Here is a 17,724-nt window from a genome sequence, read left to right on the forward strand (position 1 = left end):
TTTATTTTAAATCTTTGGGGAAAATTGTTTTTTGGGTTTTGCCTTTATGAATTGCATCCCAGGCTTCGGCATCAAATTTAAGTGATACAAATCCGGAAGTAGGTACATTTTCAATAAAAACATCCCCAAATTTATTAACAAAATTTGTAATAGCCTCGTTATGTCCGAAAAGAATAACGCTTTCGAAACTATTATCACATGATTTGATAACTTTTTCGAGTTGTTTATCGTCAAAAGTATAAAGATCATCTTTATAAACGATACTTTCTATAGGATAAGATATATTTTGAGCAAAGATAAGAGCCGTTTCAGACGCGCGTGCTGCAGTACTGCTCCAGATTATATAGGTTTTAGGGAGATATTTTGAAATATGAGTTGATACTTCATGAGCATCTAAAATTCCTCTTTTCATTAAAGGTCTGTCAAAATCCTTTAAAGGAGCTTCCCAGCTTGATTTTGCATGTCGTATCAATATTAAATTTTTCATATGTGCAAGGATTTATAAACATCAAAATTGAAGTTACTTTTTTATTAAGTTCTAATTTACAAAAGAAATTGTAATAGTTCTCTTTTTTTTAATTCTGTTAACATTTAAAGAAAATTTTAACAAGAATATGAAATGCATAATATTCAAAATTTTACAAAATAGCTGAATATGTTTTTTTTCATTTTATGTACTTCATCCTTTAAAACCATCACTTAGTCGATTATGACGATATACGTAATAAATTAACTAAATAATTGATTTATAAGCAGTTATGTTGTTTTATTTTTTTACAGATTTGGGCAAAAAAGTAAAAATTCGTACTTTTTTAATTGTTACAAATGACAAAAAAAAATCGTTTTTTGATCCATATTTAACAAAAAAAGAACGTTTCAACGAGTTTTTAGGTTAGTTACGGATAAAAAAAATCAAAAATAAACTGACTATATACCTTTGATTATGTTAATTTTTTATAAATAATGCAAAACAAAATCTTAAGTTATGAGAACAAAAACTACTCTTAGAACCGCGGTCAAATTTGTAAAAAATTGTAAGTCTATTTTTTCTTTCAAAAAAGTGATTTATCAAAAAAACATTTTTCCTCTCTTGCATATTTCATTTTCGCCAACAGCTTCCTTTGATGCTATTTTGATTGAAAATAAGGGAAACATCAGAAGCATTCCATCTTATAGAAATGCTTATTTCCTGATTTCAGACAATACCGGTTTTCGACTGACACTTAAACCTTTAAGGGCATAGATTTTAGTTTAAAAAACAAACACTTAAAAACCCTTGTAATTAATCAAATCCTAAATAATTTGATTAAAACAATATATAATTTGATATCAAAATTACTGTATACGCCTTTTAACTAACGAAAAATATTTGATATCAAATTATTTTATCGCCGGATAATTTTAATCAAAAACATATTGATTAAAAAGATAAAAATCTCATAAAATAATAATGTTTAAAAAATAGAGATTATGAAAAACATTACTTCTTTTTTTAAAAATATTAATGTTAAGAGCGTTTTCATAACGTTGCTTTTACTATTTAATATCCACTTTTCGTTTTCGCAAGTAGATTTGAGAACATGCGGTTTTGACTGCACCTCCAACAATTACACTTTGACAGATGTATATTTAAGTCTTTCTAATGTAAATGGAGATCCAATAACAAATACTACCTGTACTATTGGGCAAGTGCAACAGGTGTATATTTACCTTAATTATTCTTCGAATTCAAATTCGAGTATACACTTTGCACGGTTAAATTCTGATTTGACTATAAACGGAGTTACAACTTTTTTGAATGTATTGCTTGGAACTATTGTTCCGGGAAGTAACAAAAAGTTATTGTACGGGCCATTTAACTGGACTTGCGGTGAAGAATTAGGTCTTACTAATACCATAATAGCCTGGAAAACAAACAGCAATAATGATCCTGGTCCAAATTATCAATGTGGTAGTTTTACAAACTCACAATGTGATTTTACAAATTCGTTTATTATTTCTAAACCTTTAGCTGTTCAATTTACTTACAAGGCTTGTAAAGTTGGTGCAAACACAACAGTTACTTTTACCTCTACAACCAATGGAGGTAAAACACCTTATACCTACGCCTGGGATTTCCAAAACAATGGCGGTTTACCAGATTCAACTTTACCAAATCCAACGTACACTTATACGACTTCGAATAACACGGCAAAATTAACTGTTACGGACTCACAAAATATATCAAATTCATATACACTCCAGATAATTGAGCCAACAGAATTGATGTTAAGTGAATCTCATACTAATGTAGGCTGTAGCGGAGGCACATCGACTATAACATTGACAGCAACTGGAGGAACTCCTGCCTACACTTACTTATGGAATACAGGTGCAACAACTAAAGATTTGCAAGATGTACCACCCGGCACTTATACTGTTACGGCTACAGATAGTAACAGTTGTACAAAACAGCTTTCTGTGACTATAACAAGCGGAGATTTAATTAAGCCAATTATTGATCCGCTACCAGCTACTTCTACAATTAATTGTCCGGATTTACCTGTATTTACCCAGGCTACGGCCAGTGATAACAGTGGTACGGTAACCTCATTAACCTACGAAGATGTAAACACACCCGGATCTTGTACCGGCACATACTCTATTACCAGAACCTGGACAGCAAAAGATGCCTGCAATAATATATCGCTTCCGGTAAGTCAAACTATAAATGTTGTAGATACTACAGCACCAATCTGGACAACTCTTGCCACTTCTCTTGATATAACACTTGAGTGCAGTGACATAGCTGGATTGGCTACAGCGCAAAACCAAGCGCCAATAGCAACTGATAATTGTTCTACAGTAACTTATAGTAAAACTAGCGGGAACTTTATTGCAGGCTCTTGTGCTAATTCCGGAACTTATACCAATACATGGGTTGCCCAAGATGCTTGTTTGAATAGCTCAACTACTTTCACTCAGATAATTACAATTCAGGATACTTCTGCGCCAATCTGGACAACAGCTTCAAATGCATTAAATGTCACTTTGCAATGCAGTGATGCTGCAGGAATTTCAAACGCTCAAAATCAAGCTCCGGTTGCGACCGATAATTGTGGAGGAACTGTAACTTACACTAAAACCAGCGGAATTTTTGTTGCAGGTTCTTGTGTTAATTCAGGTACTTACACCAATACATGGGTTGCCAATGATGTATGTCTGAATACTTCTACCACTTTTACCCAAGTAATAACAATTATTGATAATACTGCGCCAATCTGGACAACAGCTTCAAATGCATTAAATGTCACTTTGCAATGTAGTGATGTTATAGGGATTTCAAACGCTCAAAATCAAGCTCCGGTTGCGACCGATAATTGCGGAGGAACTGTAACTTACATTAAAACCAGCGGAGTTTTTGTTGCCGGTTCTTGTGCTAATTCAGGTACTTATACCAATACATGGGTTGCCAATGATGTATGTTTAAATACTTCTACCACTTTTACACAAGTGATAACAATTATTGATAATACTGCGCCAACCTGGACAACAGCTTCAAATGCATTAAACGTAACTTTACAATGCAGTGATGCTACAGGAATTTCAAACGCTCAAAATCAAGCTCCGGTTGCGACCGATAACTGCGGAGGAACTGTAACTTACACTAAAACCAGCGGAATTTTTGTTGCAGGTTCTTGTGTTAATTCCGGAACTTACACTAATACATGGGTTGCCAATGATGTATGTTTGAATACTTCTACCTCTTTTACACAAGTGATAACAATTATTGACAATACCGCTCCAATCTGGACAACAGCTTCAAATGCATTAAACGTAACTTTACAATGCAGTGATGCTACAGGAATTTCAAACGCTCAAAATCAAGCTCCGGTTGCGACCGATAACTGCGGAGGAACTGTAACTTACACTAAAACCAGCGGAATTTTTGTTGCCAGTTCTTGTGTTAATTCAGGTACTTATACTAATACATGGGTTGCCAACGATGTATGTTTGAATACTTCTACCACTTTTACACAAGTAATTACTATTGAAGATACTACAAAACCAACATGGACTACACAAACCGCTTCTTTAGATGCAACTTTAGAATGCAGCGACTTAACTGCTTTGGCTTCCGCGCAAGCGTTATTCCCAACAGCTTCTGATTTGTGTGATGCAGATGTTTTGAATGTTGTAAAAATCAGCGGACAGTTTGTAGCTTCAGGTTCTTGTTCGAATGCAGGAACGTATACCAATACATGGACAGTTACCGACGATTGCGGAAATGTTTCTGATACTTTTACTCAGGTAATTACAATTCAGGATACTACAAAACCAACATGGACTACGCAAACAGCTTCTTTAGATGCAACTTTAGAATGCAGCGACTTAACTGCTTTGGCTTCCGCGCAAGCGTTATTTCCAACAGCTTCTGATTTATGCGATGCCGATGTTTTGAATATCGTAAAAACCAGCGGACAGTTTGTAGCTTCAGGTTCTTGTTCGAATGCAGGAACGTATACCAATACATGGACCGTTACGGATGATTGTGGAAATGTTTCTGATACTTTTACTCAGGTAATTACAATTCAGGATACTACAAAACCAACATGGACTACGCAAACAGCTTCTTTAGATGCAACTTTAGAATGCAGCGACTTAACTGCTTTGGCTTCCGCGCAAGCGTTATTTCCAACAGCTTCTGATTTATGCGATGCCGATGTTTTGAATATCGTAAAAACCAGCGGACAGTTTGTAGCTTCAGGTTCTTGTTCGAATGCAGGAACGTATACCAATACATGGACAGTTACCGACGATTGCGGAAATGTTTCTGATACTTTTACTCAGGTAATTACAATTCAGGATACTACAAAACCAACATGGACTACGCAAACAGCTTCTTTAGATGCAACTTTAGAATGCAGCGATTTATCTGGTTTGGCTTCCGCGCAAGCGTTATTTCCAACAGCTTCTGATTTGTGTGATGCAGATGTTTTGAATGTTGTAAAAATCAGCGGACAGTTTGTAGCTTCAGGTTCTTGTTCGAATGCAGGAACGTATACCAATACATGGACGGTTACGGATGATTGCGGAAATGTTTCTGATACTTTTACTCAGGTAATTACGATTCAGGATACTACAAAACCAACATGGACTACACAAACCGCTTCTTTAGATGCAACTTTGGAATGCAGTGATTTATCTGCTTTGGCATCCGCGCAAGCGTTATTCCCAACGGCTTCAGATTTGTGTGATGCAGATGTTTTGAATGTCGTAAAAATCAGCGGACAGTTTGTAGCTTCAGGTTCTTGTTCGAATGCGGGAACCTATGCCAATACTTGGGCAGTTACGGACGATTGCGGAAATGTTTCGGATACTTTTACTCAGGTAATTACTATTCAGGACACTACAAAACCAAGCTGGACTACGCAAACAGGTTCTTTAGATGCAACTTTGGAATGCAGTGATTTATCAGCTTTGGCTTCCGCACAAGCGTTATTCCCAACAGCTTCGGATTTATGCGATGCCGATATTTTGAATGTCGTAAAAATCAGCGGACAGTTTGTAGCTTCGGGTTCTTGTTCGAATGCGGGAACGTATACCAATACATGGACAGTTACGGATGATTGCGGAAATATCTCGGATACTTTCACACAAATAATTACAATTCAAGATACTACAAAACCAATATTTAGCGGAGATCTTCCAACTGATATTACGGTTTCTTGCGATGCCGTTCCTGAACCAGCTGAAATGAATGTTGCAGATAATTGCAATTTAGGTTTACCAGTTGTATTTTCTGAAATTAAAAGTGATATTCAAAATGAATGTGCTTCTAATTATACTTTGACACGTCAATGGACAACAAGTGATTGTGCCGGAAACACGACTTCATTTACTCAAATTATTACAGTAAGAGATACGACTCCGCCAACAGGAACTGCTCCTACAGATGTTGCAGGTTTACAAAGTATTACAGATATTCCGTTAGCAAATTCACAAGACATAACAGATGCCGCTGATAACTGCAGTCAAAATGTAACTATTACGATTAATGATACTAATAATGGAGCTTCTGGTTGCGAAGGAAATGCTTATATCCTAACCAGAACCTATACTTTGATGGATTGTGCAGGTAATAAAACCGATTTAATACAAACTTTTACTGTAGAAAATAAAATTTCAGTTTCAGGAATTGCTTCTGCTGTTACTTGTTTTGGCGGAGACAATGGTTCAATTCTGGTTACAAATACGGCAGGCTCAACTGTTGTTATTACAAACGAAGAAAATGAAATAGTTGGAAATTCTAATTTACCAGCCGGAACATATACCTTAACAGCTTCTTTTCCGGTTAATGAAAACCAAGCTTGTTCTGCAACAGCAACCGTTATTGTTACACAGCCAAGTTCTCCAAATGAAGTAACTACTATATCAAGTGAGGCTTGCGCCGACGATTCCAGTCTTATTAATTTATTAGCACTCTTACCGATAAACACAAGTGCAACCGGAACTTGGATTGATAAAAATAACAGTAATGCATTGCAAGGCAACATCTTCAATCCGTTTGGTTTAGCATTGGGCAATTATTTGTTAGAATATCAAATTACCGATGAAATTTGTCCACGAAGCATTCTTCTAAATATGGAGATTAATAATGATTGTCAGGTTTTAGCTTGTGGAAATGTCATAATACACAACGCGTTTTCTCCTAACGGAGATGGAATAAATGATACTTTTAAAATTGACAGTATTGATGACCTGACATGTTATCCTGAAAATACAGTTGAAATTTATAATCGATGGGGAATATTAGTATTCGAAACTGTTAATTACAATAACACCACGAATGCATTCGACGGAACTTCCAGAGGCAGAACAACTTTTAAACAATCAGAAGGGCTGCCAACCGGAACTTATTTTTATATCATTAATTATAAATCTCTAGATGGGAATAATATAATTCAATCAAATAAAAAAGATGGGTTTTTATATTTATCGAAGTAAAAAAAATCATAATTAACTGTATAACAAACTTTTATACGGGTTTTAAATATATTTAATAAAAAAAATCCGTATTTTTGAGTATGTAATCTGCAGTTTAATCTTAGGTTTTACTTCCAAAAAAATCAATAGTAATTTAATAAACATCTACTATGAGAGCAAAATTACCATCCTTAGTCATAATGTTTGTATCCTTTGTAAGTTTTGCACAGCAAGATGCGCAGTTTACACAATACATGTATAATACCATAAATATTAACCCTGCGTATGCGGGTTCTCGCGGAGCATTAAGCATTTTCGGGTTGTATCGTACGCAATGGGTTGGATTAGACGGGGCACCGGAAACCAGTAGTTTTTCTGCCAACACACCGATAAACAATTCTAATTTAGGAATTGGTCTTTCTGTAGTTAATGATAAAATAGGACCTACAAACGAGAATAATTTCTCTGTAGATCTCTCTTACACGGTCCAGACATCTGCTGATTTTAAACTTTCTTTTGGTATCAAGGGAACAGCTAATTTATTCAATCTGGATATAAGCAAGTTAAACCCGGAAGATCAGGGAGATCCACAATTTCAGGATCTTGATAATAAATTTTCTCCCAATGTTGGAGCCGGAGTTTATTGGCATTCTGATAAGGCTTATATCGGCTTATCTATTCCTAACTTCATCGAAACCAATCGTTATGATGATAATGATATAGCCATTTACAAAGATAAAATCAATTATTATTTAATGGGAGGTTATGTATTTGATCTTGATAAGTATCAGTACATTAAATTTAAACCGGCAGTTTTGGCCAAAATGGTAGAAGGTGCACCCCTGCAAGTTGATATATCTGCCAATTTTATGTTTATAGATAAATTTGTCCTTGGAGTTGCCTATAGATGGAGCGCTTCTGTAAGTGCTATGGCTGGATTTCAGATCACAGACGGTCTTTATATAGGATATGGTTACGATCGTGAAACTACGAACCTGAACAACTATAATTCAGGATCGCATGAGATATTTATTAGATATGAGTTTATCAAAAAGAACAACAAGATAACCAGCCCCCGTTTCTTCTAAAAATATTTATTATGAAAAATTTTATACTCTTTTACATAACCATTTTTAGTTTTGTTGCATTAGAGAGCAATGCCCAGCAGGCAAAAATAAAGGCAGCCAATAAAGATTACGACACCTATGCTTATATCGATGTGATAAAAACTTATGAGAAAGTAGCACTTAAAGGATACAAATCTGAAGATATGTTTAGAAAACTGGGAGATTCCTATTATTTTAATTCAGAATTTGAAGGTGCAGCAAAATGGTATGGCGAATTATTTGCCATGAATACAAATATCGAATCTGAATATTATTACAGATATGCCCAATCTTTAAGATCTACAGGGCAAATTGGTAAAGCTGATAAAATGATGGATGAATTTACTTCTAAATTTGAAAACGATACTCGCGGTAAACTCTACAAAGAAAATCCAAATTATATGGATCTGATAAAAGAAAATTCGGGACGTTATAAAATTGAAGATGCAGGTATCAATTCCAAATATTCAGATTACGGCACTTTTGTTTACAATAAAAAATTATACTTTACCTCAGCAAGAGATACCGGAAATTTTTCTAAACGAAAACATACCTGGACTGGTGAATATTTTACTAATCTGTATGTGTCTGATGTTGATTCTGCTAAAGTAAAAAAATTTAAATCTTCATTAAATTCTAAATTTCATGATGCCACTCCTGTTTTTACAAAAGATGGAAAAACAGTTTATTTTACAAGAAATAACTACATAAATGGAAAAAAAGGAAAGAACGAAAACAATACTACATTAGTAAAGCTTTACAAAGCTACTCTTGAAAACGACAAGTGGACAAATATAACCGCCTTACCTTTTACTAGTGACAATTATAGTACGGCGCATCCTGCACTTAGCCCGGATGAAAAAACACTATATTTTTCATCTGATATGCCTGGAACGTTAGGACAGTCTGATATTTTCAAGGTAGCCATAAATGATAACGGCGGAGGTTATGGTTCTCCCCAAAATTTAGGGCCAACAATTAATACTGAAGGGAAGGAAACATTTCCTTTTATAACCAATGAAAAAGAAATCTACTTCTCCTCCGATGGACGGCCGGGACTTGGTGGATTGGACGTTTATGTGGGTAAAATGGAAGATAACGGAGTGGTAAGTGAAATACAAAATATTGGTGCAGATGTCAATTCTCCAAAAGATGATTTTGCTTATATAATTGATCCGGTTTCCCGAAAAGGCTATTTTAGTTCTAACAAAATTGGCGGACAAGGTTCTGATGATATCTACAAATTCCTGGAAACCCGAAAACTTCAATGTATTCAGGAATTAAACGGAATTATTACAGATGCAGAATCAGGAATAATATTACCGCGTACAAAAGTTACTTTATACGAAAATCAAGTAGTAAAAAACACTATTCTTTCTGATGCTGCAGGCTTTTATATTTTTCCTGTAGAATGTGGAAAAACTTATAATGTAAGAGCCGAAAAAGTAGATTACTCCACAAAAGAAGTTACTATTACTATTGAAAAATTAAACGGAAAAACAAGTTTGCCAATAGCGTTAGATAAATCAAAATGCAAAGTCACAATTGGAGATGATCTGGGTAAATGTTTTGGAATAAAAATGATTTATTTTGATCTGGACAAATCCGATATTCGCACAGAAGCAGCTATTGATTTGGAGAAAATACTCGATGTATTAGATAGCCATCCTACAATGAAACTGGATATCCGCTCACACACAGATAGTCGACAAACACATAAATACAATGAAGCTTTGTCTAACCGAAGAGCAAAATCAACAATTGACTGGTTAATTAAAAATGGAATTAATGCAAACAGGCTGACCGGAAAAGGATTTGGAGAAACTCAGCTTGTTAACCAATGTTCAGACAATGTAATATGCACCGAAGAGCAGCATCAGGCCAATAGACGAAGTGAATTTATTATCACTGCATTATAACAAAAAAACAAGTGTAAAAAATTAAAAAGCTGTCTTTGGCCAAGACAGCTTTTTCTACAAAAAAAATCGTTGTAACTCAACAAAGAGCTACAACGACTAACTAAAAAACCAGTCCAATAAATCTTTATATTTTAGCAAATATATTTGTGTAATATTTTTTACCCGAAGCGTCTGTCGTTACCGCCAAGCCAAAATGAGTATAATCTCCTTCGATGTTTTCTTTGTGCCCTGCACTTTCTAACCAGCCTTTTAAAACAGCAGCAGATGTTTGGTAGCCATAAGCAACATTTTCACCTACTTTTTTTGCGCCTAATAATTCGATGATATTTTCAGAACGTGCCACAAAATCATTATGATTCATGACATTATTTGCTATCATATATTTATTATGTTCTTCACATTTATAAGAAATATGATTGATTCTTTCCAAAGGATTTAAACCAATACTTACTCTGTAATCGTTTATTAATTTCATGGTTTCCAACTCCGAATCATTGTAACTATAGCTAGTTATCAGAGTTTCTGTTGTCGCGCTACTATCTTGAGTTGCCTCGGCAGTGTCTGCAGTACATGAGTTCATTGTAATAAAAATTACAACGAACGTCATGATGCACATAATCTTTTTCATAATCAAAATGGTAGTTTAATTCTAAAGTAAATGTTGGGGCAAATGCTTTATATTTATTATGTGATAAATTCCTAATTCTGATTCAAACCTATTTAATTTATCGGTAAACTACAAAAATAATCGATTAAATACATGTTTTTAACTAAGATTGATATATTTTTCTTACAATTAAGAAGATAAGCGCTCGATTTTCCATGAAAAATCAGACTGACTTTGATAACGAATTCTGTCATGCAACCTGTTCGGTCTTCCCTGCCAAAATTCAACTTCTAAAGGAGTTACTAAAAAGCCTCCCCAATTATCCGGACGCGGAATTGGTTTTCCTGCAAATTCTGTTTCTAATTTCTTTAGATTTTCTTCTAAAAAAGTTCTGGACGGGATTACTTCGCTCTGGTTGGAAACTATTGCGCCCAATTTACTTCCGTCAGGACGAGAATCAAAATAACCATCGGATATGTTTTCAGACGTTCTTTGAGCAATTCCTTTAATAATTACCTGACGTTCCATTTCCTGCCAAAAAAAAGACAAACAAACATGCGGGTTTGCTGCAATTGCTTTTCCTTTTTCTGAATTATAATTGGTGTAAAAAATAAAACCTTCTTCTGAGAATTTCTTTAACAGAACCACTCTCGATTTAGGAAATCCATCCAAACCAATTGTAGAAACTGTCATGGCGTTTACTTCTCCGTTTGAACCAAAATCTTCTACTTCATGAAACCATCTGTTGAAAAGATTAATTGGATCTTCGGGAATATTAGTTTCTAATAATTCGCTTTTTTCGTAAGACTTTCTATAATTGCTTAAATCGTTCATGATTTATTATTTTAGATTGTTGACTTTAGATTTTAGATTTCTTTAGATTATCTAAAATACTAAAGGTTATATTTTTATTTTAGATTTTTGTCCCGAAGCCTCTGGATAGCAACTCAAAAACTTAGTCACTTAGAATCTTAGAACCTCAGCACCTTAAAATTCAAAACTTCTCCCGTCATCACCCAAAAGTACATTTGGGAAAATAGTTTCTGCCTCATCTTTAAAACGTTCAATTCCATCATATCTTGTAGAATAATGTCCTAAAATAAGTTGTTTAGCATTTGCTTTAAGCGCGATTGTTGCGGCTTCTTTTGCGGTTGAATGTAATGTTTTTAATGCTAAAGGAGCTTCTGATTCTAAAAAAGTAGATTCGTGGTACAAAACATCTACATTCTGTATAATTGGAATTATAGCTTCGTTGTAAACTGTATCAGAACAAAATGCGTAACTCATTGGCGCAATTGGATCAAACGACAACTTTTCGTTTTCAATTACAGTTCCATCATCAAGCGTAACATTTCCTCCATTTTTTATTTTTTGATAATAAGCCGTGTGGATTTCGTATTGCTGAACGGCATCGACATTCAGTTTTCTTTCAGCAGGTTTTTCCTGAAATAAAAACCCGTTAGTATAAACGCGATGTTTAAGCGGAATCGTTTTTACAATTACTCTGTTATCTTCAAAAATTACTTCACTTTTATCTGATTCCAGTTCATGAAAAAACAAATCATAAGTCGTCCAGGAATTTGATAATCGCAGTTGCAAAGTAATAATTTCCTTAACGCCTTTTGGTCCGTAAATATGAAGATCTGCAGTTCTGCCTAAAAGAGCAAAAGTCGAAATAGTTCCTATTAATCCAAAAAAGTGATCCCCATGCAAATGCGAAATAAAAATGTGATTAATTTTTGAGAATTTAATCTTGTTTTTACGCAATTGTACCTGAGTTCCTTCGCCACAATCAATTAAAAACAATCTGTTCTTAATTTCTAAAACCTGCGAAGTCGGATTGGTAATTGTTCTGGGAGTTGCGGCATAACAGCCAAGTATTGTAAGCTTCAATTTTTTGTTTATTCGTTTAATTGTTTTATTTGTTTAATCGGATAATTGTTAAAGTAGAAAATCGATTAATCGAATAAATTTCAGCCTAGCTAAAAATCGATTAAACAGTTAAACAAATAAACAATTAACCAATCTTAAAACCCTAAGTCTCTCTCTATTTCTTCCATTTCGATAATATCGTGTGCTTCTAAAAGTGAAGGAACCACGGCCAATTTATCAGAAATAGCATTAAAATCAAGATCAGAAACTACAATAATAAAGGATTTTTTTGCTTTTTTTTGTTGTTTCGAAAGTGGTAAAAAAAGTTTCACATCACTTTCGGTCAATTTATCATTAGCTGATAAATCAATTATAACATTTTGTTTTTCAAAGGTTTTAAATTGCTGCGTTACTTTTTCCAGAAAAGATTTAAAATCTCCCTGAGTATCTTTTATCGTAACGGTATGTCCTTTTTGATCTACTTTCATTTTATAATTTTGAGGCTAGTATAAAAATTGATTTCTTAAGCTAAGGTACGAAGTTTTTTTAGTTTCTGTTTTTTGTTCTGTTTTGTTTCAGGTGTCAGGTTTCAAGTGTCAAGTGTCAGGTTGAGCGTCCCGAAGCTTCGGGAGAAGCCCTTTTTAACTTACAAGCCTTCTCCCGAAGCTTCGGGACGCTCTGGATGACATCTGTAATTCGATACGAGACAAAGTTAAAACTGAAACCTGAAACCTGAAACAAATAAATCTTTACTGAATTTTCGACGCCAAAAGATAAATTACTGCCATTCTGATGGCTACTCCATTTTCTACCTGATTTAAAATTACAGAATGATCAGAATCAGCCACTTCAGAAGTAATCTCTACTCCCCTGTTGATTGGTCCCGGGTGCATGATTACGATTTCTTTTCCAAGAGAATCCAAAAGTGGTTTGTCTACTCCGTATTGCTGAGCGTATTCTCTTGTTGAAGGAAAGAAATTCACATCCATACGTTCGTTTTGTACACGAAGCATGTTCGCAACGTCACACCATTCTAATGCTTTTCTCAAGTTTGGTTCAACCGTAACACCAAGTGATTCAATATATCTCGGGATCAGTGTTTTTGGTCCGCAAACTTTAACTTCTGCGCCTTGCATCTGCAAAGCATATATGTTCGAAAGCGCTACACGTGAGTGCAGAATATCACCTACAATAACAACTTTTTTTCCGGCAACATCACCCAATTTTTCTCTGATAGAATAACTGTCTAACAAAGCCTGAGTTGGATGTTCATGTGCTCCGTCTCCGGCATTTACGATACTGGCTTTGACATTTTTAGATAAAAAATAAGCCGCTCCGGGATTGGAGTGGCGCATTACAACCATGTCAACTTTCATGGAAAGGATATTGTTTACAGTATCAATTAAAGTTTCTCCTTTTTTAACCGAAGACTGTGCGGCAGAAAAACTAATAACATCTGCAGATAATCGTTTCTGCGCTAACTCAAACGAAAGTTTGGTTCTGGTACTGTTTTCAAAAAATATATTGGCAATCGTAATATCTCGTAATGAAGGAACTTTTTTAATGGGTCTGTTAATGACTTCTTTAAAATGATCTGCCGTTTCAAAAATTAGGTTAATATCATTCTCGTTGATGTATTTAATTCCTAATAAATGATTTACGCTTAATTCTTTCATTTTTGTTTCTTTAATATTATTTGTCAATGCTTCTTTAACGAGAAGCTGTTTATTGAATCATTCTGTCTACAACTTCACTATAATCCTGTAGATCTCTCGCATCTTCATCAAAAATCTTCTGCCATCTGAAACCCGGAATTTCGATTTTAGTTCTTGCAGAGCCATCCCATTTTATTTTAAAATCGTTATTGATTAAAACTTCGGCAACACGTTTTCCAACTTCTATTGTAACTACATCATCAGCATTATCAACTTTCTGAAAAGCGATATACAAACCTGGATTTTCAGTATCAATCGCTCTTGCTAAATCTTGTTCATGGTAAAAACAATAACCATCAGACTCTACTTCATTTTCCTGTAAATCTCTTTCCACCTCAACTATTTCATATTCGCCGTCGGTTGTGGTGTAACCTGCATTATGTAGCGCAATGATATTTTCATCACACAATTCATCAAACGCATTTATAAGCCTTTCAGTATCTGTTGGGCTTTTCCATTGTTTACTTTCTGCAAGTAACTTTTGGTATTCCTCTCTTATTTTATCAAAAGCCCATTCTTCTGAGATTTCGTCTGCAAATTCGTTGTCCTCGATTTCTTCTATGATATTTTCCTGAATTTCATCAAGAGAAAGAAATCCCATTCTAACCTGATTAAAAATTGATTCATAAATAAACTTTTCGTTCTCTGTCATTCTTTATTGTTTATTCGTTTATTTGTTAAATCGTTTATTTGTTAATTGTTTATTCTTTTTTTTTCGATTAAACGGTTAAACGATTTACCCGATTAAACTTTTTTATAATCATCTCATTTTGCGATTTAACAATTAACCGATTTAACGGTTAAACTAATTGGTTATTAGGTAAACTGCATCTTCGCCTTCATTTTCTTTCCAACTTACTTTTACTTTTTCATTATTTATGGCATCTACCTGACGGCCGCGATAATCGGGCTGAATAGGTAAGTTGCGACTAAAACGTCTGTCTATTAACACTAACAATTCAATTTCTGATGGTCGCCCAAAAGACTGAATTGCGGTTAAAGCAGAACGAATGCTGCGTCCGGTAAACAAAACGTCATCTATAAAAATGACTTTTTTGTTTTCGACTATAAAATTGATTTGTGTCTTATTGGCTTCTAGCGGTTTATCAGTACGACGAAAATCATCTCTAAAAAAAGTGATATCTAAATATCCCAAAGGAACTTCAGGAGTTTGGTATTCGTTCTCTAAAATTTGTTTTAAACGTTCAGCTAAAAAAACCCCTCTTGGCTGTATTCCTACCAAAATAGTATCGGAGAAATCAAGATGTTTTTCGATTAACTGACAAGCCAAACGATGGAGTATGATAGTAACTTCTTTTGAATTAAGTAATACTTTTTGGCTCATAATTAAGTGTAATGTTTGGTTGGGCAAATATACGAAATCAGAATTTATTTGTTGGGGTGTTGGGTGGGGAAATATTTTTTTTTGAATATTCATAGTTTCACTTTAAGAAAATCTATACAAAAGTTATATTTTAGCGTAAGACAGATAAAATTTCTAACCCAATTAAAAATATTTTAAGATACTATATATGAGAATAACACTACAAGATAAATACAAATCTTTAGATCCTTTTATAAGTGATGAGTTAAACGATCTTACTGTAATTATTGGTAAAAATGGAAGTGGAAATCACAATTGTTAAATTTGATTTCAAATAAATTTCAAAAAAAAAGAAGAAGAAAAGAATATACGAATGTTTATTATTCCAGAACCAACGATTGTTCAATTTGAAGGAATTATTAAAAATAATCTTCAAAGCTTATCATACGAAAATTGGAAATCAACATTTCAACAATCACTTTTACAATTTAAAAGATTAAGCAAAAACAACTTAAAAATTCTTAAATATATAATTGACAATGACCTGCATAAAAATATTTTTTCTAATAATCCGGGAACTTTAATATCAAATGATGAAGAATATATAAACCTTTTAAGGATTAATATTTCTGAAGAAAGAAATATTAATGTTAATTCTCTTCCTAACTTAGAAAACTTTAGAGAAAGAAATTTCCTTCAAAAAATATATGATCCCAATGTACTTTCACTTTTTAAAATACTCAATCATTTGAGTGATAAATTACGAAAACCAATTGAAGAAATTGTTGAACTAGACTTTTATAATTCACCTATTGATGACAGCCTAATTGATGTCAATAATTTATTCAGTTCACAAATTGAATATATTTTCTACAATTATGCAAAGAGAAGAGATTTAAATAGAAAAAGTTGGTTTTATAAAAATGAAGATAAAGAGGAAAATGATTCCATTTCAGATGAGGAATTATTAATAGCTTTCCCCCTCCATGGAAGATTGTCAATGATATTTTAAAAGCAAATAACCTTGATTTTTATTTTAAAGATATTAATAAAAAAGAATTTAGTACAGACATCACAATAGATATCATAATTATAAAAAAATCAACTGATGAAAATATTCCTTTTATTGACTTATCTTCAGGTGAAAAAGTAATTTTTGGCTTAATTTTAAAACTTTTCACATCTGAATACTATCTAAGAAATTTAAATTTTCCTGATTTAATTATTCTAGACGAGCCAGATGCACATCTACATCCAGAAATGTCATACCTTCTTATAAATGTCCTACAAAACACCTTTGTTACAAAATTTGGCATAAAAATAATTTTAACGACACACAGTCCCTCAACTATTGCTTTATTAAATGAGGATAATATCTATCAAATTTCCAATGGACAAAACACTTTTCTAAAAAAGATTTCTAAAGACGATGCATTAAAATTATTAACTAGTTTTATTCCAACATTAAATATTGATTACAAAAATCATAAACAAGTTTTTACTGAAAGCCCTACAGATAGATTCTATTATCAGACAATATTTGATAAATTATCGCAACATAAAGATTATCCATTTAAACTTTACTTTATTTCAAATGGTTATGGGAAAGGAAGTAGTACTCAAGTAAAAGAAACCATAACCGCTATAAGAAACTCAGAAAACAAATCTTTCTTCGGTGTAATTGACTGGGATACCGAAAATAAGGATTCTGACAATGAATTTATAAAAATACATGGTGAAAATTCTAGATACAGTATTGAAAATTACGTTTATGACCCTATATACCTGATTATACAATTAATGGAATTAAAAGCTCACAATATTCACTCCTCGATTGGCATAGATGAAACTTATAATCAATATCAAATTGGAACTCAACAAGAATTAGGAAAATTGGCAATTAAGTGGTTTTTTGACAAATATTACACTAAATTTCCAATGCATGAGGATGCTAAAAATAATAAAAGAACAGTTAAATTCTTAAATGGGATTGAATATGAATTACCAATTTGGTATTTAGAATTTCAAGGACATGATTTAGAAATAAAACTTAAAGTAGTCTTTCCTGCACTTGAAAAATTTCGAGATGAAGGTGAATTGCAAAAAAATTTAAGTATAATATCCGCAAAATGTTTCCCTTTCGTTCATCTTGATACCGTTGAATTGTTTGAAAAAATAATAAGCAGCTAATAACGTTAAAGACCATATTTTAATC

Annotated in this window: 14 protein-coding genes; 6 read left to right on the top strand and 8 right to left on the bottom strand. The window is 33.4% G+C overall.

The window, feature by feature from the left end:
- Window position 1: 1 nt before the first annotated feature.
- Window positions 2-487: a histidine phosphatase family protein gene (locus RT99_RS12030; protein ID WP_042565006.1), complete on the bottom strand. Its 486-nt coding sequence runs from the start codon at window positions 485-487 to the stop codon at window positions 2-4.
- Between the two features lie 498 nt (window positions 488-985).
- Here RT99_RS12030 and RT99_RS12035 point away from each other — a divergent pair, with 498 nt between their 5' ends.
- The 4 genes from RT99_RS12035 to RT99_RS12050 all read left to right on the top strand — a co-directional run bounded on the left by RT99_RS12035 (window position 986) and on the right by RT99_RS12050 (window position 9,991).
- Window positions 986-1,243, top strand: coding sequence for a hypothetical protein (locus RT99_RS12035; protein ID WP_042565007.1), 258 nt, complete (start codon window positions 986-988; stop codon window positions 1,241-1,243).
- Window positions 1,244-1,470: 227 nt separating this feature from the next.
- Complete coding sequence (locus tag RT99_RS12040) at window positions 1,471-6,987, top strand: gliding motility-associated C-terminal domain-containing protein (protein ID WP_042565008.1); 5,517 nt, start codon at window positions 1,471-1,473, stop codon at window positions 6,985-6,987.
- Window positions 6,988-7,136: 149 nt separating this feature from the next.
- Entirely contained in the window at window positions 7,137-8,054 is a 918-nt protein-coding gene (locus RT99_RS12045) for a type IX secretion system membrane protein PorP/SprF (protein ID WP_042565009.1), read from the top strand.
- Between the two features lie 11 nt (window positions 8,055-8,065).
- The gene (locus RT99_RS12050) at window positions 8,066-9,991 is read left to right on the top strand and encodes an OmpA family protein (RefSeq protein ID WP_042565010.1); all 1,926 of its coding nucleotides are present in this window, start codon (window positions 8,066-8,068) and stop codon (window positions 9,989-9,991) included.
- A 124-nt stretch (window positions 9,992-10,115) separates the two neighbouring features.
- Here RT99_RS12050 and RT99_RS12055 read toward each other — a convergent pair whose 3' ends face one another.
- From RT99_RS12055 to pyrR, 7 genes are all read right to left on the bottom strand, one after another.
- Entirely contained in the window at window positions 10,116-10,619 is a 504-nt protein-coding gene (locus tag RT99_RS12055; protein WP_042565011.1) for a CAP domain-containing protein, read from the bottom strand.
- A gap of 168 nt (window positions 10,620-10,787) precedes the next feature.
- Window positions 10,788-11,432, bottom strand: coding sequence for a pyridoxamine 5'-phosphate oxidase (gene pdxH, locus RT99_RS12060; protein ID WP_042565012.1), 645 nt, complete (start codon window positions 11,430-11,432; stop codon window positions 10,788-10,790).
- A gap of 153 nt (window positions 11,433-11,585) precedes the next feature.
- Window positions 11,586-12,491 (bottom strand): ribonuclease Z, encoded by a 906-nt coding sequence (locus RT99_RS12065; RefSeq protein WP_042565013.1) that lies wholly within the window; start codon window positions 12,489-12,491, stop codon window positions 11,586-11,588.
- 134 nt (window positions 12,492-12,625) lie between these two features.
- Entirely contained in the window at window positions 12,626-12,958 is a 333-nt protein-coding gene (locus RT99_RS12070) for a hypothetical protein (RefSeq protein WP_042565014.1), read from the bottom strand.
- A 261-nt stretch (window positions 12,959-13,219) separates the two neighbouring features.
- Window positions 13,220-14,146: an aspartate carbamoyltransferase catalytic subunit gene (locus RT99_RS12075; protein ID WP_029273654.1), complete on the bottom strand. Its 927-nt coding sequence runs from the start codon at window positions 14,144-14,146 to the stop codon at window positions 13,220-13,222.
- Between the two features lie 49 nt (window positions 14,147-14,195).
- The gene (locus tag RT99_RS12080; RefSeq protein WP_042565015.1) at window positions 14,196-14,837 is read right to left on the bottom strand and encodes a hypothetical protein; all 642 of its coding nucleotides are present in this window, start codon (window positions 14,835-14,837) and stop codon (window positions 14,196-14,198) included.
- A gap of 153 nt (window positions 14,838-14,990) precedes the next feature.
- Window positions 14,991-15,530: a bifunctional pyr operon transcriptional regulator/uracil phosphoribosyltransferase PyrR gene (pyrR, locus tag RT99_RS12085; protein WP_042565016.1), complete on the bottom strand. Its 540-nt coding sequence runs from the start codon at window positions 15,528-15,530 to the stop codon at window positions 14,991-14,993.
- 352 nt (window positions 15,531-15,882) lie between these two features.
- Between pyrR and RT99_RS12090 the strand changes: the two genes are divergently transcribed.
- Window positions 15,883-16,521: a hypothetical protein gene (locus RT99_RS12090; RefSeq protein ID WP_042565017.1), complete on the top strand. Its 639-nt coding sequence runs from the start codon at window positions 15,883-15,885 to the stop codon at window positions 16,519-16,521.
- A gap of 32 nt (window positions 16,522-16,553) precedes the next feature.
- Window positions 16,554-17,699, top strand: a complete 1,146-nt coding sequence (locus tag RT99_RS12095) for an AAA family ATPase (protein WP_371198028.1) — start codon at window positions 16,554-16,556, stop codon at window positions 17,697-17,699.
- The last annotated feature ends 25 nt before the right edge of the window (window positions 17,700-17,724 follow it).

The organism is Flavobacterium sp. MEB061, assembly GCF_000834715.1.
GTDB classification, from domain to species: Bacteria; Bacteroidota; Bacteroidia; order Flavobacteriales; family Flavobacteriaceae; genus Flavobacterium; species Flavobacterium pectinovorum.